The sequence below is a fragment of the Rhodococcoides sp. S146-33 genome (assembly GCF_059489205.1).
In genome coordinates, this window is sequence record NZ_JCAJWY010000002.1 from 1,452,964 (window position 1) to 1,477,348 (window position 24,385).

The 24,385-nt window shown below is 64.3% G+C and carries 20 protein-coding genes; 10 read left to right on the forward strand and 10 right to left on the reverse strand.

Features of this window, described 5'->3' with window-relative positions:
• Window positions 1-6: 6 nt before the first annotated feature.
• The 4 genes from dapA (at window position 7) to AC5WEY_RS15210 (ending at window position 5,703) form a co-directional block, all read left to right on the forward strand.
• Window positions 7-951 (forward strand): 4-hydroxy-tetrahydrodipicolinate synthase, encoded by a 945-nt coding sequence (gene dapA / locus AC5WEY_RS15195; RefSeq protein WP_495646444.1) that lies wholly within the window; start codon window positions 7-9, stop codon window positions 949-951.
• Window positions 952-957: 6 nt separating this feature from the next.
• Window positions 958-3,342, forward strand: a complete 2,385-nt coding sequence (locus tag AC5WEY_RS15200; protein WP_495646445.1) for an ATP-binding cassette domain-containing protein — start codon at window positions 958-960, stop codon at window positions 3,340-3,342.
• A gap of 50 nt (window positions 3,343-3,392) precedes the next feature.
• The gene (locus tag AC5WEY_RS15205) at window positions 3,393-4,193 is read left to right on the forward strand and encodes a HugZ family pyridoxamine 5'-phosphate oxidase (protein ID WP_495646446.1); all 801 of its coding nucleotides are present in this window, start codon (window positions 3,393-3,395) and stop codon (window positions 4,191-4,193) included.
• A 106-nt stretch (window positions 4,194-4,299) separates the two neighbouring features.
• Window positions 4,300-5,703: an NAD(P)/FAD-dependent oxidoreductase gene (locus tag AC5WEY_RS15210; RefSeq protein WP_495646447.1), complete on the forward strand. Its 1,404-nt coding sequence runs from the start codon at window positions 4,300-4,302 to the stop codon at window positions 5,701-5,703.
• A gap of 85 nt (window positions 5,704-5,788) precedes the next feature.
• Here AC5WEY_RS15210 and AC5WEY_RS15215 read toward each other — a convergent pair whose 3' ends face one another.
• From AC5WEY_RS15215 to AC5WEY_RS15250, 8 genes are all read right to left on the reverse strand, one after another.
• The gene (locus AC5WEY_RS15215) at window positions 5,789-6,457 is read right to left on the reverse strand and encodes an urease accessory protein UreD (protein ID WP_495646448.1); all 669 of its coding nucleotides are present in this window, start codon (window positions 6,455-6,457) and stop codon (window positions 5,789-5,791) included.
• A gap of 6 nt (window positions 6,458-6,463) precedes the next feature.
• Complete coding sequence (ureG, locus tag AC5WEY_RS15220; RefSeq protein ID WP_495646449.1) at window positions 6,464-7,168, reverse strand: urease accessory protein UreG; 705 nt, start codon at window positions 7,166-7,168, stop codon at window positions 6,464-6,466.
• A gap of 53 nt (window positions 7,169-7,221) precedes the next feature.
• Window positions 7,222-7,878 carry an urease accessory protein UreF gene (locus AC5WEY_RS15225; RefSeq protein WP_495646450.1) on the reverse strand — a complete coding sequence of 219 codons (657 nt, stop codon included), beginning with the start codon at window positions 7,876-7,878 and terminating at the stop codon, window positions 7,222-7,224.
• Complete coding sequence (locus tag AC5WEY_RS15230) at window positions 7,878-9,599, reverse strand: urease subunit alpha (RefSeq protein WP_495646451.1); 1,722 nt, start codon at window positions 9,597-9,599, stop codon at window positions 7,878-7,880. Before AC5WEY_RS15230 ends, AC5WEY_RS15225 begins: the two co-directional genes overlap by 1 nt.
• Complete coding sequence (locus AC5WEY_RS15235; RefSeq protein ID WP_495646452.1) at window positions 9,599-10,231, reverse strand: urease subunit gamma; 633 nt, start codon at window positions 10,229-10,231, stop codon at window positions 9,599-9,601. The genes AC5WEY_RS15230 and AC5WEY_RS15235 overlap by 1 nt, the downstream gene beginning before the upstream one ends.
• 85 nt (window positions 10,232-10,316) lie before the next feature.
• Window positions 10,317-11,585 carry a DUF6986 family protein gene (locus tag AC5WEY_RS15240; protein WP_495646453.1) on the reverse strand — a complete coding sequence of 423 codons (1,269 nt, stop codon included), beginning with the start codon at window positions 11,583-11,585 and terminating at the stop codon, window positions 10,317-10,319.
• Between the two features lie 5 nt (window positions 11,586-11,590).
• A complete protein-coding gene (locus tag AC5WEY_RS15245) occupies window positions 11,591-12,052 on the reverse strand; it encodes a PaaI family thioesterase (RefSeq protein ID WP_495646454.1) in 462 nt (153 codons plus the stop codon).
• Between the two features lie 223 nt (window positions 12,053-12,275).
• Complete coding sequence (locus AC5WEY_RS15250) at window positions 12,276-13,037, reverse strand: hypothetical protein (RefSeq protein WP_495646455.1); 762 nt, start codon at window positions 13,035-13,037, stop codon at window positions 12,276-12,278.
• A gap of 179 nt (window positions 13,038-13,216) precedes the next feature.
• Here AC5WEY_RS15250 and AC5WEY_RS15255 point away from each other — a divergent pair, with 179 nt between their 5' ends.
• The 3 genes from AC5WEY_RS15255 to AC5WEY_RS15265 are packed head-to-tail and all read left to right on the forward strand — an operon-like array spanning window position 13,217 to window position 16,619.
• On the forward strand, window positions 13,217-14,692 hold the full coding sequence (locus tag AC5WEY_RS15255) for a FecCD family ABC transporter permease (RefSeq protein WP_082521171.1): 1,476 nt from the start codon (window positions 13,217-13,219) through the stop codon (window positions 14,690-14,692).
• Window positions 14,689-15,789 carry a FecCD family ABC transporter permease gene (locus AC5WEY_RS15260; protein WP_495646456.1) on the forward strand — a complete coding sequence of 367 codons (1,101 nt, stop codon included), beginning with the start codon at window positions 14,689-14,691 and terminating at the stop codon, window positions 15,787-15,789. Before AC5WEY_RS15255 ends, AC5WEY_RS15260 begins: the two co-directional genes overlap by 4 nt.
• Complete coding sequence (locus tag AC5WEY_RS15265; RefSeq protein ID WP_057479380.1) at window positions 15,786-16,619, forward strand: ABC transporter ATP-binding protein; 834 nt, start codon at window positions 15,786-15,788, stop codon at window positions 16,617-16,619. Before AC5WEY_RS15260 ends, AC5WEY_RS15265 begins: the two co-directional genes overlap by 4 nt.
• 44 nt (window positions 16,620-16,663) lie before the next feature.
• On the opposite strand, the gene AC5WEY_RS15270 is transcribed toward AC5WEY_RS15265, so the two are convergent.
• The gene (locus AC5WEY_RS15270) at window positions 16,664-19,186 is read right to left on the reverse strand and encodes a bifunctional lysylphosphatidylglycerol flippase/synthetase MprF (protein WP_495646590.1); all 2,523 of its coding nucleotides are present in this window, start codon (window positions 19,184-19,186) and stop codon (window positions 16,664-16,666) included.
• Between the two features lie 128 nt (window positions 19,187-19,314).
• Window positions 19,315-20,616, reverse strand: coding sequence for an alpha/beta hydrolase (locus AC5WEY_RS15275; RefSeq protein WP_495646591.1), 1,302 nt, complete (start codon window positions 20,614-20,616; stop codon window positions 19,315-19,317).
• Between the two features lie 201 nt (window positions 20,617-20,817).
• On the opposite strand from AC5WEY_RS15275, the gene AC5WEY_RS15280 reads away from it, so the two are divergent.
• The 3 genes from AC5WEY_RS15280 (at window position 20,818) to AC5WEY_RS15290 (ending at window position 24,215) form a co-directional block, all read left to right on the forward strand.
• Window positions 20,818-21,234, forward strand: a complete 417-nt coding sequence (locus AC5WEY_RS15280; RefSeq protein ID WP_057479381.1) for a BlaI/MecI/CopY family transcriptional regulator — start codon at window positions 20,818-20,820, stop codon at window positions 21,232-21,234.
• Window positions 21,235-21,257: 23 nt separating this feature from the next.
• Complete coding sequence (locus AC5WEY_RS15285; protein WP_495646457.1) at window positions 21,258-22,214, forward strand: M56 family metallopeptidase; 957 nt, start codon at window positions 21,258-21,260, stop codon at window positions 22,212-22,214.
• Between the two features lie 264 nt (window positions 22,215-22,478).
• Window positions 22,479-24,215 carry a DEAD/DEAH box helicase gene (locus AC5WEY_RS15290; RefSeq protein ID WP_057479538.1) on the forward strand — a complete coding sequence of 579 codons (1,737 nt, stop codon included), beginning with the start codon at window positions 22,479-22,481 and terminating at the stop codon, window positions 24,213-24,215.
• Window positions 24,216-24,385: the final 170 nt, after the last annotated feature.

Consider the following 24,385-nt stretch of genomic DNA (forward strand, 5'->3'; position numbering starts at 1 on the left):
CACCTGGTGACCACCACCGCGCCTTCTTCCCCGTCGATTTTCGGTACCAATGTCGTCGCCATGGTGACGCCCATGCAGCCGGACGGAAGTATCGATCGCTCCGGCGTCGATGCACTGCTCGTGTACCTGCTGTCGACCGGATGCGACGGAGTCGTCGTCGGCGGCACCACCGGTGAAGCACCCACTCTGACCGCTCACGAGATGTCGGGGCTGATCACGCAGGCCCGAGAGCACTCGAACCATGCCTTTCGGGTGATCGCCGGAGTCGGTACCAACGACACTGCAGCGGGGATGGACATGGCTCGGTCCGCTGCGGCGGCCGGGGCCGACGCACTTCTGATCAGCGCACCCCATTATTCGCGCCCCACCCAGGCAGGAATCGCGACACACATCGTCGACATCGCGGAGGCCGGTGGGCTTCCCGTCATGGTGTACGACGTTCCGGCGCGCACAGGTGTCACGATCGAGCAGGCGACGTTGATCGAACTGTCCCGGCACCCCGCGATCAAAGCCGTCAAAGACGCAAAGGGTGATCTCTACGAAGCCATGACCGTCATGGCTTCGACGGATCTTGCCTACTACTGCGGAATCGACGAGCTTGCCCTGCCCTATCTCTGCTGTGGCGCAACGGGTTTGGTGAGCGTCACCGGAAACGTCGTGGCCGCCCGGTACGCGCGGATGATCGATGCCGTCCGAACCGGCGACCTGGATCTGGCGAATGCTATACAGCGGTGTCTGTTGCCGCTGACCGACGCCGTCATGCGCACTACCCAAGGTGCCATCATGGCCAAGGCGGCGCTGGTCAGGATCGGTGTTCTGCCCAACGCATCCGTCCGTCGTCCACTCCTCGAGTCATCTGCAACGGAGCTGAGGCGATTGGACGAGGCGCTGTGCGGCACCGGAATCGATCAGGAATCGAGAAGCGTGGGCGTCCCGGTACGACTAGCCTGACTGCTCATGGCGACGAAGAAGGTCACGCAGGTCTCCGAAACGCACGCTGCCGACAGCCACGATCTGATTCGTGTGCAGGGCGCGCGGCAGAACAATCTCCAGGACATCAGTGTCGACCTACCCAAGCGACGCCTCACCGTGTTCACCGGTGTGTCGGGATCGGGCAAGAGCTCACTGGTCTTCAGCACCATCGCCGCGGAATCACAGCGGATGATCAACGAGACCTACAGCGCCTTCGTCCAGGGATTCATGCCGACGCTTGCTCGACCCGACGTCGACGTCATGGACGGGCTCACCACCGCCATCATCGTCGATCAGCAGCGAATGGGTGCCAATCCTCACTCCACCGTCGGTACCGCCACCGATGCCAATGCCATGCTCAGAATTCTGTTCAGCCGCATCGGCAAGCCGTATATCGGTTCGGCACAGGCCTTTTCGTTCAACGTGGCATCGGTCTCCGGAGCGGGAGCCTACAAAGTGGACAAGGGTGGCCGTCAGACCACCGAGAAGAAGTCCTTCTCGGTCACCGGCGGCATGTGCCCACGCTGCGAGGGACGGGGCTCGGTCAGCGACTTCGATCTCACTGCCCTGTACGACGCGAGCAAGTCCCTCAACGAGAGCGCGATCACGATCCCCGGCTACAGCATGGAAGGTTGGTACGGCCGAATCTTCCGCGGCTGCGGGTACTTCGACCCGGACAAGCCCATCTCGAAGTACACGAAGAAGGAACTCGACGATCTGCTCTACCGCGAGCCCACGAAGATCAAGGTCGAGGGCATCAACCTCACCTACTCGGGACTCGTACCTCAGATTCAGAAGTCGTTCTTGTCCAAGGACGTCGACGCCATGCAGCCGCACATACGCGCCTTCGTCGAACGCGCGATCACCTTCACCACGTGTCCGGACTGCAACGGCACCCGACTCAACGAGGGCGCTCGATCCTCGAAGATCAAGGGCATCAACATCGCCGATGCCTGTTCGATGCAGATCAGCGATCTGGCCACCTGGGTCGCAGGCCTGAAGGAACCGTCGGTGGCACCGCTCTTGACGACGCTGAGCGAGACTCTTGACTCGTTCGTGGAGATCGGCCTGGGCTATCTGAGCCTGGATCGCCCCTCGGGAACATTGTCGGGCGGAGAAGCTCAGCGCACCAAGATGATTCGCCACCTCGGCTCCTCACTGACCGACGTCACGTACGTGTTCGACGAGCCCACGACCGGCTTGCACCCTCACGACATCGAACGTATGAACAACCTACTGCTGCAGTTGCGAGACAAGGGAAATACGGTGCTGGTCGTCGAGCACAAGCCCGAGACGATCTCCATCGCAGATCACGTCGTAGATCTGGGTCCCGGGGCCGGCAGTGCAGGCGGGCACGTGTGCTTCGAGGGTACCGTCGACGAACTCCGACACAGCGACACTGTCACCGGGCACCATTTCGACGATCGAGCGTCACTCAAGCAATCGGTGCGTGAGTTCTCGGAAGTACTCGAAATTCGCGGCGCGAACTCTCACAATCTGCGTGACGTCGACGTCGACGTTCCACTCGGTGTGCTGGTCGTCGTCACCGGCGTCGCAGGCTCGGGCAAGAGCTCGCTGATTCACGGGTCTCTGTCTGGCACGGACGATGTGGTGTCGGTTGACCAGGGTGCGATCCGTGGTTCACGACGAAGCAACCCCGCGACGTACACCGGCTTGCTGGAACCGATACGGAAGGCCTTCGCCAAGGAGAATGCCCTCAAGCCAGCGCTGTTCAGTTCCAACTCCGAAGGTGCCTGTCCGACGTGCAACGGAGCAGGCGTCATCTACAGCGACCTCGCGATGATGGCCGGGGTGGCCACGACGTGCGAGGTGTGCGAGGGCAAGCGGTTCCAAGCTTCGGTACTCGAGTACCACTTCGGCGGTCGCAACATCGACGAGGTGTTGTCCATGTCGGTCGCGGAGGCCGAGGAGTTCTTCTCGGACGGCGCAGCCAAACTGCTCCCAGCGCACAAGATTCTGCAGCGCTTGAACGACGTCGGGCTCGGCTATCTAAAGATAGGACAGCCGCTGACGACGCTCTCGGGCGGCGAACGCCAGCGCCTCAAGCTCGCCACGCACATGGCAGGCAAGGGCGGGGTCTACGTCCTCGACGAACCCACCACCGGACTGCATCTCGCCGATGTCGACAAGCTGCTCGGACTACTCGACAGACTGGTCGACTCCGGCAAATCGGTGATCGTGATCGAACATCACCAGGCCGTGATGGCACACGCCGACTGGATCATCGATCTGGGACCCGGTGCCGGACACGACGGCGGACTCGTCGTGTTCGAGGGAACGCCGTCCGATCTGGTGGCGGACGGTTCTACCCTCACCGCGCAACACCTGGCCGCATACGTCCAGAGCTGATAGCTGCGGACCGCACCGAACGATCAGTGGTCGAACGTAGACTCTCGCGCATGGCTCTCGATCACGGCGACCCCGGTGACGCTCCGTCCGTTCCCCCTCCCCTGGCTCCCGTGGTCACCGACCGTCGTCCCTCGGCGGCCGAGGAGGCGCGCACGATCGCCGCATCCACCAACATTGCGACCCTTGCGAGCCTGACCACTGACGGCGATCCCTGGGCATCGTTCGTCACGTACGGATTGCACGGCGGCGCTCCGGTTCTGTGTGTCTCGCGGATGGCCGAGCACGGGCGCAACCTTGCCGGCGATCAGCGCGCGAGCCTGTCGATCGTGGCGCCGCAATCGCAAACCGATCCGTTGGCGTCGGGCCGAATTACTCTCGCCGGCGTGGTCGAACGGCCCGAGGGAGACGAGCTGGCGGCGGCCCGCGAGGCGCATCTCGCGGGAGTGCCCGCGGCGAAGTACTACCTCGACTACAGCGACTTCACGCTGTGGGTCATGCGGGTGCATCGGGTCCGGTGGGTCGGCGGATACGGGCGCATGGATTCGGCAACTGCCGAGGACTACGCCGAGGCCGCACCCGATCCGGTATCGCCCACGTCCGCATACGCGATCGAGCACCTCAACGCAGACCACTCGACGTCTCTGATGGCAATGGCCCGCGAACTGGGTGGCTATCCCGATGCCACGTCCGCCGAGTGCACCGCCGCCGACCGCTACGGACTCGATCTGAAGGTGCTCACGCCGCGCGGAGTCGCCTACACCAGAGTCGGCTACGCGACTCCGATCGACTCTGCCGGAGAATTGCGGGCTGCGACCGTGGAACTGGCGAAGCGCGCGGTAGGCAGCCGCTAGTTTCCGCTGCGCTCCCGGCTCTGTACCGGTACAGCCACCTCGCCGAGACGCCGCGAAGGATGGCGGCTACCGTTGTGCTTACATCTCAACGTCTAGGGAGCAGGTAATGAGCATCCAACCGGTCGAATCGAAGCGTCATCGTGTCGTCGTCATCGGTTCCGGGTTCGGAGGTCTGTTCGGCGTCAAGGCGCTCAAGAAGGCCGACGTCGACATCACCCTCGTCGCCAAGACGACGCACCACCTCTTTCAGCCGCTCCTCTACCAGGTCGCGACGGGCATTCTGTCCGTCGGCGAGATCGCTCCGACCACCCGCGTCATTCTCCGCAAGCAGAAGAACGCCGAGGTGTTGCTGGGCGACGTGTTGAACATCGACCTCGAAGCCAAGACGGTGACGTCCAAGTTGCTCGAGCGCATCACCGTCACTCCCTTCGACAGCCTGATCGTCGCGGCCGGAGCACAGCAGTCCTACTTCGGCAACGATCACTTCGCCGAGTTCGCGCCCGGCATGAAGACCATCGACGACGCACTCGAACTCCGCGGACGCATCCTCGGTGCGTTCGAGCAGGCGGAACTCTCCGACGATCAAGAGGAGAAAGACCGCCTCATGACCTTCGTCGTCGTCGGGGCAGGCCCTACCGGCGTCGAATTGGCCGGGCAGATCGCAGAGCTTGCGGACCGGACGCTCGACGGAGCATTCCGCAACATCGATCCTCGCGACGCCCGCGTCATCCTGCTCGACGCCGCGCCCGCCGTGCTGCCGCCGATGGGCGAGAAGCTCGGCCGCAAGGCCGCCGAGCGGCTCGAGAAGCTCGGCGTCGAAATCCAGCTCAACGCGATGGTCACCGACGTCGACAATGACGGCTTGACCGTCAAGGAGAAGGACGGCACGACGCGTCGCATCGAGTCGCAGTGCAAGGTCTGGTCTGCAGGCGTGCAGGGCAGTCCCCTCGGCAAGCAGCTCGCCGACCAATCCGGATCGGAAACCGATCGCGCCGGACGCGTGCTGGTCGAACCGGATCTCACCGTCAAGGGCCATCCGAACGTGTTCGTGATCGGCGACCTGATGTCGGTCAAGGATGTGCCGGGCATGGCGCAGGGTGCCATTCAGGGAGCGACCTACGCGGCCAAACTGATCAAGGCGTCGGTCAAGGGCCAGGACGATCCCGCCCAGCGGGCCCCGTTCAAGTACTTCGACAAGGGTTCGATGGCAACGGTCTCGCGCTTCAACGCGGTGGCCAAGGTCGGGAAGCTCGAGTTCGGTGGATTCATCGCGTGGCTGATGTGGCTTGCGCTGCACCTCTACTACCTCGTGGGCTACCGCAGTCGAATCACCACCGTCATCTCCTGGTTCGTGACCTTCCTCGGCCGCGGTCGCGCTCAGATGGCGTCGACCGAGCAGCAGGTGTTCGCGAGGCTGGCCATCGAGCAACTCAACTCGATCGAACGCGCCGGTGACGTGAACAAGCGCACCGCAGAGTTGGAGCAGCAACGCGAAGAGGCAGCAGGCTGACAGCGAGCTGAACCACAACTATCGGCGATACGCACCGGCCGGCGAAAACCGCCGCCGGTGCGTTGTCGTTTCGCGAGCCGCGAACTCACTGATCCGGTCCAGCGGCCGGTAGGCGGCGGCCCACCGAGGTAGTCAGCGAGCCGCCTCCTGCCAGGGCCAACCGAACGGTTCCGCCGCGTAGATCGACTTCGGACGCGCGAGCATCGGGGTATTGCAACGTACTGGCCATCGACAGCGGAGCCGACAACGCGTCGTGCGACACCGATCCGTCGCCCAGCTCCACTCGGTGGCGCAACAACGGACTGTCTCCGACGTCGCAACGCATCGCACTGGTCCACTTGCCCGACGCCTCCTCGAAACGCCCGATCTGCGTCCGCTCGCGCAACCACAGCGTCGAATCCGGCTGCAGCGCAATAGTATTGACCACCGAATGCGATGCGTCCGAGACAACGACCATCGGCTCGGGATCGAAGATCAAAGACGCACCCGCACCGACCTCGACGTGCCACTGCGCCGACGAATGACGCTGCTGCCCACCGGGCATCGCCAATGACGCCGCGACGCTGCGGACCTCCAGGTGCGCGCCGGCCGCCACAAAAATTCTGACGGTGATCGTGTCACCACCGAGTGGCGTTGCGGCGGTTCCGATCAGGTGGACCGTATCCGGCCCCGTCTGCCGTCCGGCAAGTCCGCCGACCGAGGTGATGCGTGGGCTGCGATGCGGGCTCGCATCGATGCAGAGCTCGGTGTGCATCGACGCTCAGTGCGTGTGGGCATGTGCGTCGGCGTCGGCAATGACCTTCAGCTGCTCGCGAATCCACGCGAGTACCGTGGTCGCGGCCGGATCGTCGGTGAGTGAGATCAGCGCAGTCGGTCGGCCCTCGCGCACCTGTGCCGCATCGCGCTCCATCACACTCAGATCGGCCCCGACGTACGGAGCCAGATCTGTCTTGTTGACGACCAACAGATCGGAGAACGTGACACCCGGACCACCCTTGCGCGGCACCTTGTCGCCGCCCGCGACGTCGACGACGAAGATCTGTACATCGATCAGACCGGACGAGAACGTCGCGGTGAGATTGTCTCCACCCGACTCGACCAGAATGAGGTCCAGAGGCGGATTGTTCTCGATCAGGTCGTCGATGGCGTCGAGATTGGCGGTGATGTCGTCACGAATTGCAGTGTGCGGGCACCCACCTGTCTGAACGGCCGTAATGCGCTCGTCCGGCAGCACCGCATGCCGACGCAGGAAGTCCGCGTCCTCGGTGGTGTAGATGTCGTTGGTCAGAACGGCAAGCGACAGCTCGTCGCGCAGCTGGCGGCACAGGGCAGCCACCAGAGCGGTCTTCCCGGAACCGACCGGTCCACCGATTCCCACTCGCAGCGCCTCCCCTGCCCCCCGGGCGCGTTTGGGGCGATCCAGTCCGTGGTCGTGGGGCTCACCGTCGATCAGGTGCGGGGGCATGACATCTCCTTTGTCGTTCGAGAACAGTCGGGCGAATCAGTGGATCGCAATTTTCAGGATACGAACAACGGACGATCGCGGACGGCGTGGGCTTCGGCGAACATGTCCAGCAACGGATCCGACAACTCCATCAGCTCGGGTAGGCACTCGCACACCGAGGCGGTCACATCGTCACAGAAGTCGCCCAGGCGGATGGTGCATGCGGCAACCTCGGCCGGATCGAGCGCCAGCAGACGCTGCGCCGCGATCGCCGAACCGGTCATGGTGATGTACACCTGCACGGCCGCTGTGTCGGCAACCGACAGCCCGCACGCGAGCCCCACATGGCCTGCAGCCACGGGGAGGTGCGGCTTACGGCCGATCGATGTCCAATCATGAAGCGGCCACGCCGATTTGGCCAATCGAAGCAGACCGCGACCCTGTGCGCGTGACGCGGACCTGGCCGCCGGGGACGGCGTCCGAGCGTCGCACTCGGCGTCGGCGTCCGCCGTGCCGAGCGAGCCGTGGACGATCGCTGCGGCCACCGACGCCATGGTGGCACCGGAGGTCTTGATACGACGTCGCAAGAAAGCCTCGAGTGTCGCGATATCTCGGACGAAACCCGAGGCGATCGCCTCCTCCACTCCACCGGAATGCACGTGTCCACCGGTGGGCAGCCGTGAATCGGCAAGCGAGAGAAGCGTTGTCACCTGCAGACGAGCAGCCGTCATCAGAAGAGAAAGTATCGCTGCGCCATCGGCAGTTCGGTTGCCGGCTGTTCTTTCCACACGTCGCCGTCGATGCGCACCGTGAACGTGTCCGGATCCACCTGAATGTCGGGCATCGCGTCGTTGAGAGCCATGTCGGACTTCCTGATGCTGCGGACGTTCTTGACCGGCACGAGCCGGCGATCGCAGTTCAGGCGGCCGGCGAGTCCATCTTCGATTGCCTGGGGAGCGACGAAATGCAGCGAGGTGGCTGCAGCTGCTTTGGGCGAGGCTCCGAACATCGGTCGCGGAAGCTCGGGTTGCGGTGTCGGAATGGACGCGTTGGCATCGCCCATGGCCGCCCAGGCGATCATTCCGCCCTTGATGACCATGTGCGGACGGACGCCGAAGAACGCCGGGTCCCACAGAACCAGATCGGCCAATTTCCCCGGCTCGATCGAACCGATCTCATCGTCCAGCCCGTGGGCCACGGCCGGGCAGATCGTGTACTTGGCGACGTACCGCATGACGCGGTTGTTGTCGGCCCCGTTGTCTCCGGACAGGAAGCCCCGACGAGACTTCATCACGTGCGCCGTCTGCCAGGTGCGCAGAACGACCTCGCCGATCCGGCCCATTGCCTGCGCATCGCTGCCGATCATCGAGATCGCACCCATGTCGTGCAGCAGATCCTCGGCCGCAATGGTCGACGGCCGAATACGGCTCTCGGCGAAGGCCAGATCCTCGGGAATCGACGGACTGAGGTGATGACACACCATCAGCATGTCGAGATGTTCGTCCAGGGTGTTGACGGTATGGGGACGCGTCGGGTTGGTCGAGCTCGGCAGCACGTGACCTTGCGCAGCCACGGTGATGATGTCGGGTGCATGCCCGCCGCCCGCGCCTTCGGTGTGATACGCGTGAATTCCGCGGCCGTCGATCGCCGCGAGAGTGGTCTCGACGAAGCCGGCCTCGTTCAGCGTGTCCGAGTGGAGCGCGGCCTGCACACCGGCGTCGTCACACACTCGCAAACACGCGTCGATCGCAGCGGGCGTCGAACCCCAGTCCTCGTGCAACTTGAATCCTGATGCGCCGGCACGCAATTGCTCCCACATGGAATCGGAGTTGACGGTGTTGCCCTTGCCGAGGAGCACGATGTTCATCGGCCAGTCGTCGAGAGATTCGAGCATCCGAGACAGGTGCCATGCCCCCGGGGTGACCGTGGTGGCCTTGCTCCCCTCGGCCGGTCCGGTGCCACCGGCGATCACGGTGGTGATACCTCCGCCGAGAGCTTCTTCCTTGATCTGCGGACAGATCAGATGGACGTGACAGTCGATGCCGCCGGCAGTGACGATCTTTCCGTTGCCCGCGATGATCTCGGTCGAGGGTCCGATCACGAGATCGGGATGAACCCCGGTCATGGTGTCGGGATTGCCGGCCTTGCCCAATGCCACGATGCGCCCGTCGCGAATACCGAGGTCGGCCTTGATGATTCCCCAATAGTCGACGACAACCACCCCGGTGATCACCGTGTCGGGAGCTCCGTCCGCGCGGGTGGCACGCGATTGACCCATCGATTCGCGGATCACCTTGCCCCCGCCGAAGACCGCTTCCTCCCCCGCGTTGCCCGGTCCGCCGCTGCGGTCCTCGGTGACCTCGATCAGCAGATCGGTGTCTGCCAATCGAATTCGATCACCCGTGGTGGGGCCGAACAACTGTGCGTATCGACTACGGCTCAGACGCGCCATCAGCTGTCCAACTTTCCGGGAGGTGTCATGCTCAAACCGTGGACCTCGCGCGTGCCACCGAGGGGCACGAGCCGAACTGTCTGTTCGATGCCGGGCTCGAAACGCACCGCTGTGCCCGCCGGAATGTCGAGGCGATGGCCGTGTGCACCTTCACGATCGAACTGCAGGGCGGCGTTGGACTGTGGGAAGTGCACGTGAGAGCCCACCTGGACCGGCCGATCTCCACCGTTCACGACGGTCATCGTGATCACCTCGGCACCCTCGTTGATCTCGATGTCCCCTGCGACGGTGATGATCTCGCCGGGAATCAGGTGACCGTCACCTCGCTTGGGTGAGATGGGCTCGTGCACCGTGATCAGCTTCGTACCGTCGGGAAAAGTAGCTTCGACCATCACCTCGGGAAGCAACTCCGGAACCCCACCGAGCACATCATCGGCGGTGAGAATTTCGCGCCCCGAGGACATCAGGTCCGCAACGGATCGGCCGTCCCGGGCCCCCTCGAGAAGGTGATCGGTGATGACCGCGATCGCCTCGGGGTGATTGAGCTTCAGTCCGCGAGCCCGACGACGCCGAGCGAGCTCGGCCGCATAGCTGACGAGCAGTCGATCCTGCTCGTGCGGAGACAACCGCATTGGAGTTCTCCGTCCCGATCGGTGATGGTGCTCGGCAATTCTGACACGCGCGCGGCGACCCGGCAGCGGAGTGCGCCACTGCGCCTCACCCGAGGGGCACGGTCACCGACCGATCGAGCAGTCCCCGCAGAACGTCTCGGTCGATTCTCGAGGCAATTGCCTGCACGTCGGCGAGGCCGAACGCACCGGCGTCGAGGCCACGCACCAGCACGCCGGCCAAGGCCTGCGCGGTGGCGGGCTCGTCCATGACCTCACCGCCCTGACGATCGAGGTAACCCCCGAGTCGAGCAGCCGCGACCGGCATAGCGTGGCGGAAGAAACCGAAAGTGGCCAGCCATCGCGTCACCAGATGCCCGGGATGCATGTCCCACCCCTGGTAGAAGCCGCGTTCGAGAGACCTCGTCACCAGCTCGAAATGCCGACGCGCCGACGCCGCGACCTGTTCCGGATTGCCGGTAGGAACAACCTGGGTCGAGCCGTCACACACCCACACTCCGGTCTGCGCGGCTGCCACCAGCATGACATTCTTCGCGTGGTCCGCCACCGGATGTGCCAGCGACTGCTGCGCAGAGGTGATCCCACATGCGGCGCTGTAGTCGTAGGTTCCGTAATGCAACGACGTGCAACGACCGTCCGCACGGGTGATCGCCCGCGCGAGAGTCGCCGTACCGTCGGCCCCGATCACCGCCTGGGGACTCTCGATCTGCAACTCGAAACGCAGGGCGCGATCGGGTAGTCCGTGCGCTCGCTCGACCTCCTCGCACAACGCGACCACCGCATCCACCTGACCGACAGCACGCAGCTTGGGCACAGTGAACACAAAACCGTCGGGCACTCCCCCGGCCCCGTCGAGAACGAGCTCGAGGGTGCGAATTCCACGCCTGCGCTCGTGTGCTGCAAGCCCTTTGGAGCGAATACCCAACCAGGTAGGACCGTCGGAATCCTTCGCCAGCGCCGCCAACGCTGCACCCGCTGCGGTTGCATGCCGGTCCTCGACGACGTCGGAACGCCATCCGTAGCCGTCCTCGAAATCGATTCGGAGGTCCTGGATGGGGGCCGTGCTCAATCGCTCACGAACCACCGGAAGAACGTTCGCAGTGTCGAGTTCGGCAAATGCCTCGGGGTGAGCGTCCAGAATCGCCGACGCTGCAGTGCCCCATTCGGCGGGCACATTCGCCGAGGCATCCGCCGCCGAGACGTACACGGTGTGGGAAGGCTGCCCGCCGATTCGGTCCCCGGGATAGTGCTGCGCCAAGTCCTCGTCGATGGGTACGAAGAGTGACTCGAGACGATCGACAGCGTCGGAGGTCAGCGCGGTGACCGGTGAATCCGGATTCTGATTGTGGCCCGTCATGGGCATCACTGTCCCAGATGTGCAGTGTTTTCGATATTTGCCAACCGGACTTTGCCCTGCGCTACCAAGCGACCGGTCTCGTCGGAGATGTCCACCTGCCACAGCTGCTGGGTGCGTCCACGATGAATCGGATGTCCGTGTGCGGTCAAGGTTCCCGATCGTGTGGCGCGCAGGAAATCGGTGTTGTTGTTGACGCCGACCACGTGTCCTCGCGAGCCGAACCAGGCCGAGCCGGCGATGCTGGCCACCGATTCGACCACCGCGCACAGGACGCCGCCGTGCATGATTCCGGCGGGTTGATGGAGCTGCGGTGTCACTGCCCACTCCGCGCGCACGTCGTCGCCGGACACCTCGAGGTATTTCAGACCGACGACTCCGTCGAATCCGCGGTGACACAGCTCGGTCAACTGTTCCGGCGTCAAGGCGTCGAAAGGCGTCTCTTCCGTGGTGCCGTTCGAGTCCGTCATTGCACTGCCTCCGGTTGCGTCGAAACATCTCGGCCGAATGTGCAGCCGACTTTCCATCAGAATTACACGACGGTCGACCCACGAAAATCGGTGGGCCTCCCGTTCGTGACGAACGAGAGGCCCACCGTGGCAAGGACCGGGAGTCACTGCAGCCCTCAGGACTCCGGCGCGATCCGTTGGTACGTAGTCAGCATAGGCAAACCTTAGTTGGGATGCAAGAGCGTCACAACGCTCGGAGTCTCGCCCGTCCGGGAACCCCGGCGCGTGACCGGACCGGAGCGCCGGCATCGACCATCGCGTCCAGCAGCATCTGTCCCCGACGAGCCCCGTCCGACGCGCTGGCTGCCGCCAGGATGGGAACGTGTGTCGAAGCGCCGAGAATCGCGTCTCCGACCAGAGCCCAGAAGACGCGCACATCGAGCGGGGCGCGCTCGGATATCGCGCTGAGCACCGCACGCAAGGACGTCGTGCACCGGTGCGCTGTCCAGACGAACAGGGCTTCTTCGCACGGAAGGGTGACCGTGCCGGGCTGGCCCGCCGAGGGATCTTCCGGCAGTAGTCTCAGGATCGGCGATGCGACACCCGCCCAGTCGATTCCACCGTCGCTGTCCATGTGGATCCACATGTTGTCGATGCCGGGATCCCACGCCCGGGCCTCCAACACCAACAGCGCAGATACTCGCCCGATCACAGCGTGGATCAAGGCCGTGGCCACCTGCACCGCAGCGGCCTCCGGCGCATCCAGATCCTCGAGCGACCGGTTGTACATCCGTTCGACACGTCCGTCCGTGAGACCGACAGCCAGTTGCCACCACCGGCGCTTACCTTCGTTGGCCATGGCAGCCACGGCATACATCCGCGGGTAATCGGGGTTGAGCGCGCGAAGGGTCTCACACGACTCGGCCAACTGGGCCGTCCCATCGGATCGATTCGAGAATCGACGAACATCGGCCCAACTCGAGAATGCCGCCGTTGCAACTGACACCTGATCGCTCCTTGAAGTTCGTGGCGGTGGATGCATCGCACCCCGACTTGTTATATAGGTTAGCCTAACCAGATTAGTTGAGGAATCAGGTACCGCTACCCTTACCTCGCCGCGCACGAAAGGCAAGGGTTCCGTAACCTAAACAAGTCCCTTCGATACAGCGAGGAGTCACGACCACTGTGACCACAGCTCCGCTACTCGGCCCCGACGGCACTCGCCGGTCTCCCGATGAGCAGTACGGGACCGAGAACGTGCTCGACGGCCCGCCGCCCCGGAGCGCATGTATCGCAGCGGGCACGATCGACGCTCTGATCGTTGTGGTCCCGTTGTTCGTCGGATGGTCGATAGTCGACGCACTGCGCGACGACAACGGCGGCGGCCAAGCGGACCGCTTCGTGTTCGGCGCGATCGCGGCATGCGTCGCGCTTGCTCTTTTCGTCTGGAACCGCGGGTACCGCGACGGCAACGAGGGCCAGAGCACCGGCAGGCGATGGCTTGGGCTGACGCTGCGAGACACCGCCACGCACGGCCCGATCGGTGCCCGTCGAGCGCTGCGTCGTCAGTTCATGATCGGCTCTGCGTCTTCGGAGGTGGTGCGCGAGAAGTTCGCTGCCGCAGAAGGATTCGAACCCATTCCCAAGGACGGTTCGGTCGCTGCCATTCGGCGGCGAAGGTTACTGGGGCTGGCCGTACTCGTCGCCGCTCTCGTGGCCGGGATTCTCGCCAGCATTGCCATCGGCGCTCGGCCCCTGACCTTCGCCGAGATAGCTCACGCTCTGCTGAATTCGACGGGCACCGACACCGACATCATCGTGCGCACGCTGCGCGTTCCCCGCACTGTCCTCGCACTGGTCGTCGGAATTGCGCTCGGCATCGCAGGCGCTCTCATTCAGGGCCACACCCGCAACCCGTTGGCCGACGCCAGCCTGCTCGGCCTCAATTCGGGAGCGGCGTTCTTCGTCGTGATGGCCATCTATCTGTTCCGGTTCACCTCGCCGAGCCAGTACCTGTGGTTCGCGTTCGCCGGTTCGGCGGTGGCGAGCGTCGTCGTGTTCGGATTGTCGTCGATCGGGTCGGGCAGATCGAGCCCGGTCAATCTCGCGTTGGCCGGTGCCGGAGTCGCATTCTTCCTTTCGGCGATGACCAATGCCGTGGTCCTGCTCGATCAGACCAGTCTGGACGGCTACCGCTTCTGGGTGGTCGGATCCGTCGCCGGACGCGGCCTCGACGTGTTGTGGCAGGTCTTGCCGTTCCTCGTGATCGGCGTCCTCATCGCGGTTGCAAGCACTCCAGGCCTGAACGTCATGAGCCTCGGTGAGGACGTCGCACGGTCACTGGGAACGAATATTGCAGTCACCCGTACCGTCGGGATTCTGGCCATTACGCTGCTGACCGGCGCAGCAACCGCAGCATGTGGGCCGATCGCCTTCGTGGGCCTCGTCGTACCGCACATCGCCCGTGCGGTGACCGGCCCCGACTACCGTTGGCTCGTCCCTTATGCAGGACTCATGGGCGGTGTGATGCTCATGATCGCCGACGTGATCGGACGGGTCGTCGTACGCCCGGGTGAGCTCCAGGTGGGCATCGTTCTGGCCCTGATCGGCGCGCCGTTCTTCATCGCTCTCGTTCGGCGCCGGAAGTTGGTCGGCCTGTGACAACCGACCTGCACGCCACACCGCCGTCGTCCGACAAGGCCCTCGTTCGCGCCCGTCCCGCGTTTCGACTCGGCCCGATCTCTCTGGTCCGACGACCGCTGATGGTCATCGCCACCGTCCTGCTGGCGGCAGCCCTCGTGCTGGTCATGTGTATCAACATCGGACGTGGTGACTTTCCACTGTCGATCGCGCAGGTTCTCGACGTACTCCTCGGGGGCGGCTCGCGGATCGAGCGGTTCATCGTCATGGATCTGCGGCTGCCTCGATCTCTCACCGGCCTCCTCGTCGGAGCCGCGCTCGGTATCTCCGGGGCCATCACCCAGTCTATTTCCCGCAACGCGCTCGCCAGCCCCGACATCCTCGGTATCACCGCCGGTTCCAGTGCCGCAGCCGTCGCATTGATCGTGCTCGGCGGAGGCGGCAGCTTCAGCGGTCTGCTCGCTACTCTGGGCCTGCCGCTCGCGGCTCTGATCGGCGGTGTGCTCACCGCAATCGCGATCTACACCCTCGCCTGGCGAAAAGGTGTGGACGGTTTCCGGCTCATTCTGGTGGGAATTGCCGTCAACGCCATGCTCACTGCCGTCATCGGATGGCTACTGATCAGCGCCGACATCAACGATGTCTCACGCGCTCAGGTCTGGCTCAACGGCTCGCTCAACGGTGCCAACTGGGCGTCGGTCTGGCCCGTCGCGGTTGCCGTCGTACTCGTCGGCGGTGGCACCGTCATCGCGACGTTCACCCTCGGCGCGTTACGCCTGGGCGACGACAACGCGCGATCGCTCGGAGTACGCCTGCAACACAGCCAGGCCATGATGCTCCTGGCTGCCGTCGCACTCGCCGCCATCGCGACCGCCGCGGCCGGACCCATCGGATTCGTTGCGCTGGCAGCGCCGCAGATCGCACTCCGAATCCTGCGAACGCCTGGCCCGCCGATCATTGCGTCGGCACTACTCGGTGGATTGCTCGTCGTGGCGAGCGATCTGATCGCTCGAACGATTCTGCCGGTCGAACTCCCGGTCGGAATCGTCACTTCGGCCCTCGGCGGGCCGTTCCTTCTGTACCTTCTCGTGCGCAGTAATCGAAAGGCTTCCGTATGACCACCAGCCACCCCTCGCGTCTGATCGCGCAGGACCTCAGCCTCGGTTACGGCGATCGCACCATCGTCGAGCATCTCGACCTCGAAATTCACACCGGAGTCATCACCACGGTCATCGGACCCAACGGCTGCGGGAAGTCCACGCTCCTGCGTTCGCTCGGTCGCTTGCTCAAGCCCAAGGCCGGCAGTGTGATGCTCGACGGCCGAGCGATCTCCTCGATGAAGACCAAAGAAGTTGCCCGAACTCTCGGAATGCTGCCGCAGGCACCGACCGCCCCTGAAGGTCTGACCGTCGCAGACCTCGTCTCACGTGGTCGTCATCCGCACCAATCGTGGATCAGGCAGTGGAGCTCCGACGATGAGGCCGAGGTGGCGAACGCACTCGAGTTGACCGGAGTAGGCGATCTCGCCGACCGACCCGTCGACGAACTCTCGGGCGGTCAGCGCCAAAGAGCGTGGATCTCCATGGCCTTGGCCCAGGGCACCGACATCCTGTTGCTGGACGAGCCGACGACGTACCTCGATCTCGCACACTCCATCGAGGTCCTCGATCTCGTCGATCGCCTGCACGCGGAGCTCGGCCGGACGATTGTGATGGTGCTGCACGATCTCAATCTGGCCCTTCGCTACAGCGATCGGTTGATCGTCATGAAGCAGGGGCAGATCGTCACCTCCGGCCGACCTCAGGATGTCATCTCGGAGCAGTTGTTGCTCGACGTGTTCGGCCTGGAGGCCGCCGTGATCGAAGACCCGATGTCCGATCGACCCCTCATCGTCCCGATCGGGACCCGGCACGTCTACGGGTCGGTCGGGGGGCCCGTCAGGTCCTAGGACTGCCACTCCCCGCAGGCAGATCCACCTCCGCTCGGCAGCCGTCAACGCTCGATCATGGTGCGCACCAGCTTGAACCCCTGACCGATCGACACGTCAGGCAAGTAGGCCCGACCGATCGCGTTACCGATACTGGGCAGAGCAGCCGGATCCGCGAACGTCATGTGCATCGGTTCGTAGCGAGGCTGGAACTTGGATTTGAACGCCAGTAGGGATCGGAATCCGTAGACCGGTTCGAGTGTGCGTCCGAGCACGTCGAGCAACCGTTCGAGCAGTCCCGACAGAGTCGACTGCTCGGCGCTGGAAACATGTTCGGGTTGCTTTTCGTCGACCTTTGCCAGCGGTGCGCCGGACAAGCTGAGGAATCTGGCACCCTCCTGTTCGAGCAGCAGAGCAGCTGAAGCGATGAGAAATTCCATCGTCGGCCGGAAGCCTTCGGATCGACGACGCATGAAGTCGAGCGTCCATCCGACTATGACGCCGTCTTCGTACACCGGCATCCACGAGGTCACGCCGTGCACGGTCCGATGCTCGTCGACCGCGATCAGGCACCGAACATTCTCGTCGTCGACTTCTTCGAGACCGCCCAGAGTGAACCCCATCTCGGGCATACCCTTGTCTGCAACCCATTCCTCGGAAATCGCGGTGATCTGATCTGTGATGGCCAGTGGTGCAGACGGGAAACGAATCCATTCGGCTACGACACCCGCCTTCTTGGCCCGGTTCAGCGCCGTCCGGACGTCTTGGAAACGCTTGCCGGTGAAGGCAATTCCGTCCAGGTCGAGCACCGTCTCCTCGCCCACCTGAATTCCGCCCCAGCCGAGGGAATCGGTGATGCGACGAACGTCGGGAGTGACGGAGTAGAAACACGGTATCCAGCCGTTCTCGGACGCGAATTCGGCGAAGTCGACGACGTTGTTCCGCAACGACTCTCGCGGACCCACTGGATCGCCGGTGGTCAGAGCTACACCCGAGATGACGCGGTAGGCGACGTAACTGCGACCGTCGGGACCGAACCAGTACTTGTTTCCGCGCCAGGTCGTCATCCACGACAGTGCCGAACCACTGCTCGCCATGAGCAGTCCGCGCGCACGTTCGGTCGCGTCGGTCTCTGTCCCGTACACCGGGGTCAGGAAGGTGCTCGCAGCGAAAACACAGACCACCGACCAGAACACCACGCCGGTCCACTCGAACAGCAAGGTGGTCGCAATGCTCTGCGGCAGCAGAGCGGGTTCGAGCCACTGCAGGTAGACCGGCGGAATCAGGCGCTGCGGAAAGTCTGCCAGCAAACCGCCGAACGACGGCGAATCGGCAAAGCCGCCGCGCGCGAGGTACCCACCGATCGCGTAGACCGCGCCGAGTCCCACCCCGACTCCGATCACCGACGCCGCCCACCGCCGGTAGGTGCCCGAGGGTGCCGATACGTCGAAGAACTTGCGGGTCACCAGGAGAACCACAAGCACGATCAGTGGGAGCAGGAACGGCACCGCGGTGCGATACGCGGTCGGCGACTCGAGCCCGTAGAAGAGCGACTGGTCGTCGCCGGCCTCGAGGAACCGAATTGCGAAGTTGGCCACCGACAGTGCGAGCAGGATCAGCTGGGAGACCATAGCCAGCGCCCAAGCGAAACGCCTGCCACGCCGAAGGCCGTCGCTGATCACCAGCAGGAACAGGGAGGGCATGATGCTCAAAATCGTCGGACCGACGCCACCGAGCCTGAGATCGAGCAGACCGCGACGGCATTCCACCGGATCGGTAGTCGCATCCGCGCATATCTCACGTACCTCGGCCGCCGTGTACGGAACTCCTCGAACCACATCACGAAGAACCGCGAACGGACCTACAGCGTTGGGGCTCAGGGCAGCCAGCACGGGACCCAACGCACTCGCAGCGACGATGAGCGCAACCAGCACGCGGCCTTCACGTTGCGTACCCGCCAATCGAGGCCCACGCGCCGAACGGCCGACGATCCACGGACCCACGATCAGGCCGATGACCGCGGCGGCCAGTCGAATCACATCCTGCAGGTGCCCACCGAACAGGGCCAGCGTCACCAGCAGGGCCAGCACGCCCACGCGAATCCGTCTCCGCCACAACGTATCCATGCGCGAGGTGGCCACCAGCACCACGCCGAAGATCCAGGTCGTCGGGCCGACAGCGGTTCCGACGTGCAATCGGAAACCCCAATCGGCGTCGAAGGTCTTGGCCAGAGCCGCAAGACCGAGACCGAACAGCGAACCGGCCACCTGGGTGACGAACGCGGCGATGGCGAAGCGACGGGACCCGATCCGGCGCTCGATGGGCGTAGCAGCGAGCAGGACTGCAACAGTCGCCACCACACAACCGGCGATGTTCGGTGCCGTCAGCCCCGAGGTCAGCGGCGTCCACAGGTGCCAGCGCTCGAACGGCATGATCCCCACGGCAAAGTACTTGTCGTATTCACCCCGATCGTCGAACACGGCAGCAGCGATACCGGTCGACCACACGATCGCAAGCAACGTGAAGCTGACCGGGGCCCCGACCGCTCCGAACACGATGAGCGACCACAATCTGCGAATCTGGCGCATCACTGCGGACGATCCGGACTTCAACGCCGTGGTGCGCTTCGATATCCACGAAGGTCCGGCGACGTCGCCTGCCGTGGCCTCTCCAGAAGACGAGGTGGCTGTCGCGGGGAGCTCCGGCTCGGTCACGTTCACGAAGTCAGCCCTGTTCTCGTTGCCAGCCATGGGAGTTCACGACGCAGGCCTTCCGACCAGACTGCGAAGCTGTGTCCGCCAGGTACTTCCACGTACTGCACATCCATTCCAGCGGCCTTCGCCGCGTCGTACATCTCCTGTTGACCCGGTTTGTAATCCTTGTCGTCCGCGCCCACGACGAAAATACCGGCCGAGTCGGGGTACCGACGCGATTTGAGCAGGTCCAGCGGGTTGATCGCGGTGAATGCCGCAGCATTGCCGCCGAAGGCCTGCTGCACAGTGCGATCCCGATCCCCGAGGGTGGGCTCGCGTTGACCCGACAGGTCGAGGAAGGTGGGATAGACGTCCGGGTGATTGGTCGCCATCTGAATGGAGCACGTGCCACCGTAGGACAACCCACCGATCGCCCAGTGTGCGCGATTTCGGTCCACCTGCAGGGTGGCGTCGATCCAATCGGGAACGTCCCGGGACAGATACGTGTCCACGTTCCCCAGCGGCGAATCGACGCAGAGAGGGTTGGCGATGGATGACCCGGTGCCGTCCGCAACTACCACGACGGGCGCGAGACCTGCATGGTCACGGGCGAAGTTGTCCATGGTCTCTGCGAGCTTCCCGCCGTTGAGCCAGTCCTCGGGCGCACCCGGCTGACCGGCGAGCAACACCAGGACCGGCAGCAACGGGCGAGGATCGGCAAAGTACGCGGGCGGGAGATAGATCTGAGCATCTCGGGCCGAAAAGTTGGACGCGGTAGCGGGAACGGTTGCCGACGTGACTCGTCCTGCGGTCGCCAGATCAGCAGGCGCGGTCCACACCGAATCCAAGGGCGTGCCACTGACTGTCTGTGCCACTGCGGCCGGCACATCCGAGAACTGAATTCGGGTAGCGGACTCGACACCGAGGGCATTGCCCACGGTGGGATATGCATCGAACTCCAGGTTGACGTGCAGCGCTGCAGCCGCGACGACGAGGACCGCTGCGATCACCGTCGTCAGTTTCCCCAGCACCCCGCGCGCTGCGAGCAACCGGAACACCACCGCGAACAGTGCGGCGAGACCCACGCCGATCCAGACGTAGATCGACGTGGCTATTGGATCCGGAAACGGTCGCCACAACTTCTCGACCACCACATAACCGACAGCAGTGGCAACGATCGCGACTGTCGCCACGATCGGCAGCGCACGCCTCGAATATCGCCGCGACGACGACACAACCAACCACACGCCACCGAGCGCGCCGAGAACGGACACGATCACCGGTACCGGGCCGTCGATCAACGACAGCGAATCGAACCACTCCACGCTTGCGTCTCCGCTCACTTCTCGAAGAGTCGGGCCGCGAGGCGGCACGATCATGTGAGAAGGATATTCGCCCCGAGGTGCCCTCGGTCGATACCCGTCGATTCGAGACGCCGGCACTATGACCGAACCCACACTGTCGGGACAACCGGTACTACCACGGGTAGTACGCATCAGCGTCGGAGTAGCCGTAGAGTGTTAGGAATGGCTGGTCTTGGTGAACTAGAGCGCGCAGTGATGGACCATCTGTGGGAGTCGACGGATCCCCAGACCGTTCGACAGGTGCACGAAGCACTCGCGACACATCGCGAGCTCGCGTACACGACGGTGATGACGGTGTTGCAGCGACTGGCGAAGAAGAAATTGGTCGTCCAGCAGCGCGACGACCGCGCTCATCGGTATGCGCCCCTCCACGGACGAGACGAGCTGGTTGCGAGCCTGATGGTGGACGCGTTGTCACAGGCCCCCGCGTCCGGTGGCCGCGCTGCCGCACTCGTGCATTTCGTCGGACAGGTGGGTGCCGACGAAGCCGCCGCACTCCGTGAGGCGCTCGCCGCTCTGGAAGTGGCACAATCGAAGAGAGAGTCCCCTTCGGCTGGAGATGGCCGTCCGACGGACTGACGCTCGGCGTAGTAAGTGAGGACATGAACTCGACGACTGCGTTGGTATTCGCGGTACTCGCGCTGATCTTGGCGGGGCCGATACCAGCCGTGCTCGCTCGCGCCAGTTGGCCGTATCGGTCCCCGCGCGCAGCGCTCGTTCTGTGGCAGGCAATCGCGCTCGCTGCCGTGCTCTCGGCATTCAGCTCAGGACTCGCCATCGGCGGACTGCTTCTCGTTCCCGGCCCTGACGGTCGGCCCACCACCGCACCCACCGACGAAATCGACGCGCTCGGTTTGCCCCTCTGGATCCTGTATGTCGTCGTACTCGCAATCACCCTCGGCATCGGTGCCAAGTTGATGTTCTCCGTCGTCCAGGTAGCGGTCAGAACTCGTCGGCGACGGTCTCGGCACCGCATGCTCGTCGATCTGCTCGATCGAAACAACCTGAACGAGAATCCTTTTCGCAGTCTGCGCGATGCGGACATCCGAGTACTCGACGCCGCCGAGCCGATCGCGTACTGCCTACCAGGCCTGCGTCAGAGGGTCGTCCTGAGCCGCGGAACGCTGGCCAGCCTCTGCGAGGCCGAAGTGACCGCAATTCTCAGCCACGAAAGGTCACACCTTCGGTCCCGCCACGATCTGGTACTCGAAGCATTCACCGCGGTCAACGAAGCGTTCCCCCGAATCGTTCGTAGTAAGTCCGCGCTGGGCAGCGTCCAGCTGTTGGTCGAGCTGCTGGCCGACGACACAGCGGTCAAGGTCACCGGACCTACCCCGCTGGCTCGAGCACTGGTCGCGTGCGCAGGGTCCACCGCACCGCGGGGTGCCATGGCGGCTGGAGGTCCACACACCCTCATCCGCGTGCAACGGTTGAGCGGCCCGGGCAGCGACGTGCGCATCGCCGCGGCAGCCTACGCGGCGGCTGTGGTGATCCTCGTACTTCCTACGATCTATGTGGCGATGCCGTGGCTCGAAGAACTGAGCAAACTGGTCGGGTGACCTCGGGGTCGCACAGGTCACATCGATTCCAGGTGAACAATCAGCGGTGCGTCGAGTACAGTGGACTTCGGTCGCCATCGCGACCATGCAATCGAAATGGCACAAACAGCCCCACTTTATGCGGTACCCGCATATCGATGGCCAGGTGACAGTGCCCTGGCTCGTATCAATGTGTTCTGGCTGTTTTTCGTGTTTCCCATCTCGTTCGGGTGCTCTCAGCTTCGGGCTTATTGGCGTGCCCGTAATCCGGAGAGGCTTTACTGCGTGACCCACGCTGTTTCCAACACACCCGTTTCCACCACGTCCGACGCGACGGCTGTCCCGACGCCCGCAGCGGCACCGGCGTTCACCTTCGCTGAGCTCGGACTGCCCGAGGCCGTCGTCGCCGCTTTGGCGCGCAACTCGATCACCGTGCCCTCCCCCATCCAGGAGAAGGCCCTTCCCGACGCTATCGCCGGCAAGAACGTTCTCGGTCGCGCGCAGACCGGTTCGGGCAAGACCCTCGCGTTCGGCTTGCCGATCCTGCAGCGCCTGTCGCTGCACACCGATCGACCGGCAGCCAAGCGCCCGCGTTCGCTCGTACTGGTTCCGACCCGCGAACTCGCTTTTCAGGTCGTCGAATCTCTCGCCCCCTACGCCAACGCGCAGGGTCTCCGGGTCATGCCTGCCGTCGGCGGCACCCCGTTCAACAAGCAGGTCGAGCAGCTTCGCCGTGGAGTGGACGTACTCGTCGCCACACCCGGCCGCCTCGCCGATCACCTTCGTCAGGGCACCTGCATCCTCGACTCCATCGAGATCACCGCACTCGACGAGGCCGACCAGATGGCCGACATGGGCTTCCTGCCGGAGGTGCGTGCCGTCCTCGCCGACACTCCCGCAGACGGACAGCGCATGCTGTTCTCGGCAACCCTCGACCGTGAGGTTCAGTCACTGGTCCGCCAGTTCCTGCCCGACCACGTCGAGCACTCCACCCAGGACGGCAAGGCCAGCGTCCGGACCATGGACCACTACGTCCTCATGGTCGACCGGGGTCAGAAGGATCTCGTTCTCTCCGAGATCGGTGCTCGCGAAGGCGGCCGCACCATCATGTTCGCGCGTACCAAGCTGGGCTGCGATGGAATCACCGATCGCCTGCGCGCGCTCGGCATCGCCGCCGAGTCACTGCACGGTGGCAAGGCACAGAACCAGCGCACCCGCGTTCTCGAGCGCTTCAAGAACGGCCGCACCCCCGTGCTCGTCGCCACCGACGTTGCCGCTCGCGGAATCCATGTCGACGGCATCGACCTGGTCGTTCACGTCGATCCGCCCGCAGACCACAAGGACTACCTGCACCGCGCAGGACGTACGGCACGCGCCGGCGAGAAGGGCACCGTCGTCGCGATCGTGCTCCCCAACCAGCGTCGTCAGGTTCTGCGTCTGACCGGTATGGCCGGCGTCAAGGCCACTGCTGTCAACGTCTCTCCCGGTTCGGCCGAGCTCAACAGCATCACCGGCGCAAAGAAGCCCACCGGTGAGCCGCTGCGCGCCGAATCCTCGCCCCGCGATCGCAACAGCCGTCCCGGCTACCAGGGATCGAACCCCCGCAGCGGCGGCGGATACCAGGGCTCCAATCCACGCAGCAGCGGCGGATACCAGGGATCGAACCCGCGCTCGAGCGGCGGATACCAGGGCTCCAACCCGCGCAGCGAAGGCGGCTACCAGGGTGACCGCCCCCGCACCGGATACCAGGGCTCGAACCCGCGCTCGAGCGGCGGATACCAGGGCTCCAACCCGCGCAGCGAGGGCGGCTACCAGGGTGACCGCCCGCGTCGCACCGACTCGAGCTCGTACCGCGGCGCCGAGAGCCGGGGCTACGAAGGACGCGGCTCCGACAACCGGGGCTCGGACAACCGTCGCCCGGCATCCGCTCCCCGCCAGGACGAGCACCGTTCGGGTGGCTTCCGCAGCCGCACGGAACGTCGCTCGTACGACGGTTTCGATGGTCCGGCTCGCAGCCACTGATCAATTCGCAGCCACTGATCAAATCGCTGCCACTGATCGGTTCGTAACCGTGCGGTCGTGAATCGACCGGAGCATATTTCGACGACACGAGGTGTCGCATTCTTCGCGAATGCGGCACCTTTTGTCGTTGTCTACGGCCAGGTTTGAGTTCTGCTGGGGGGTTGGCTCGC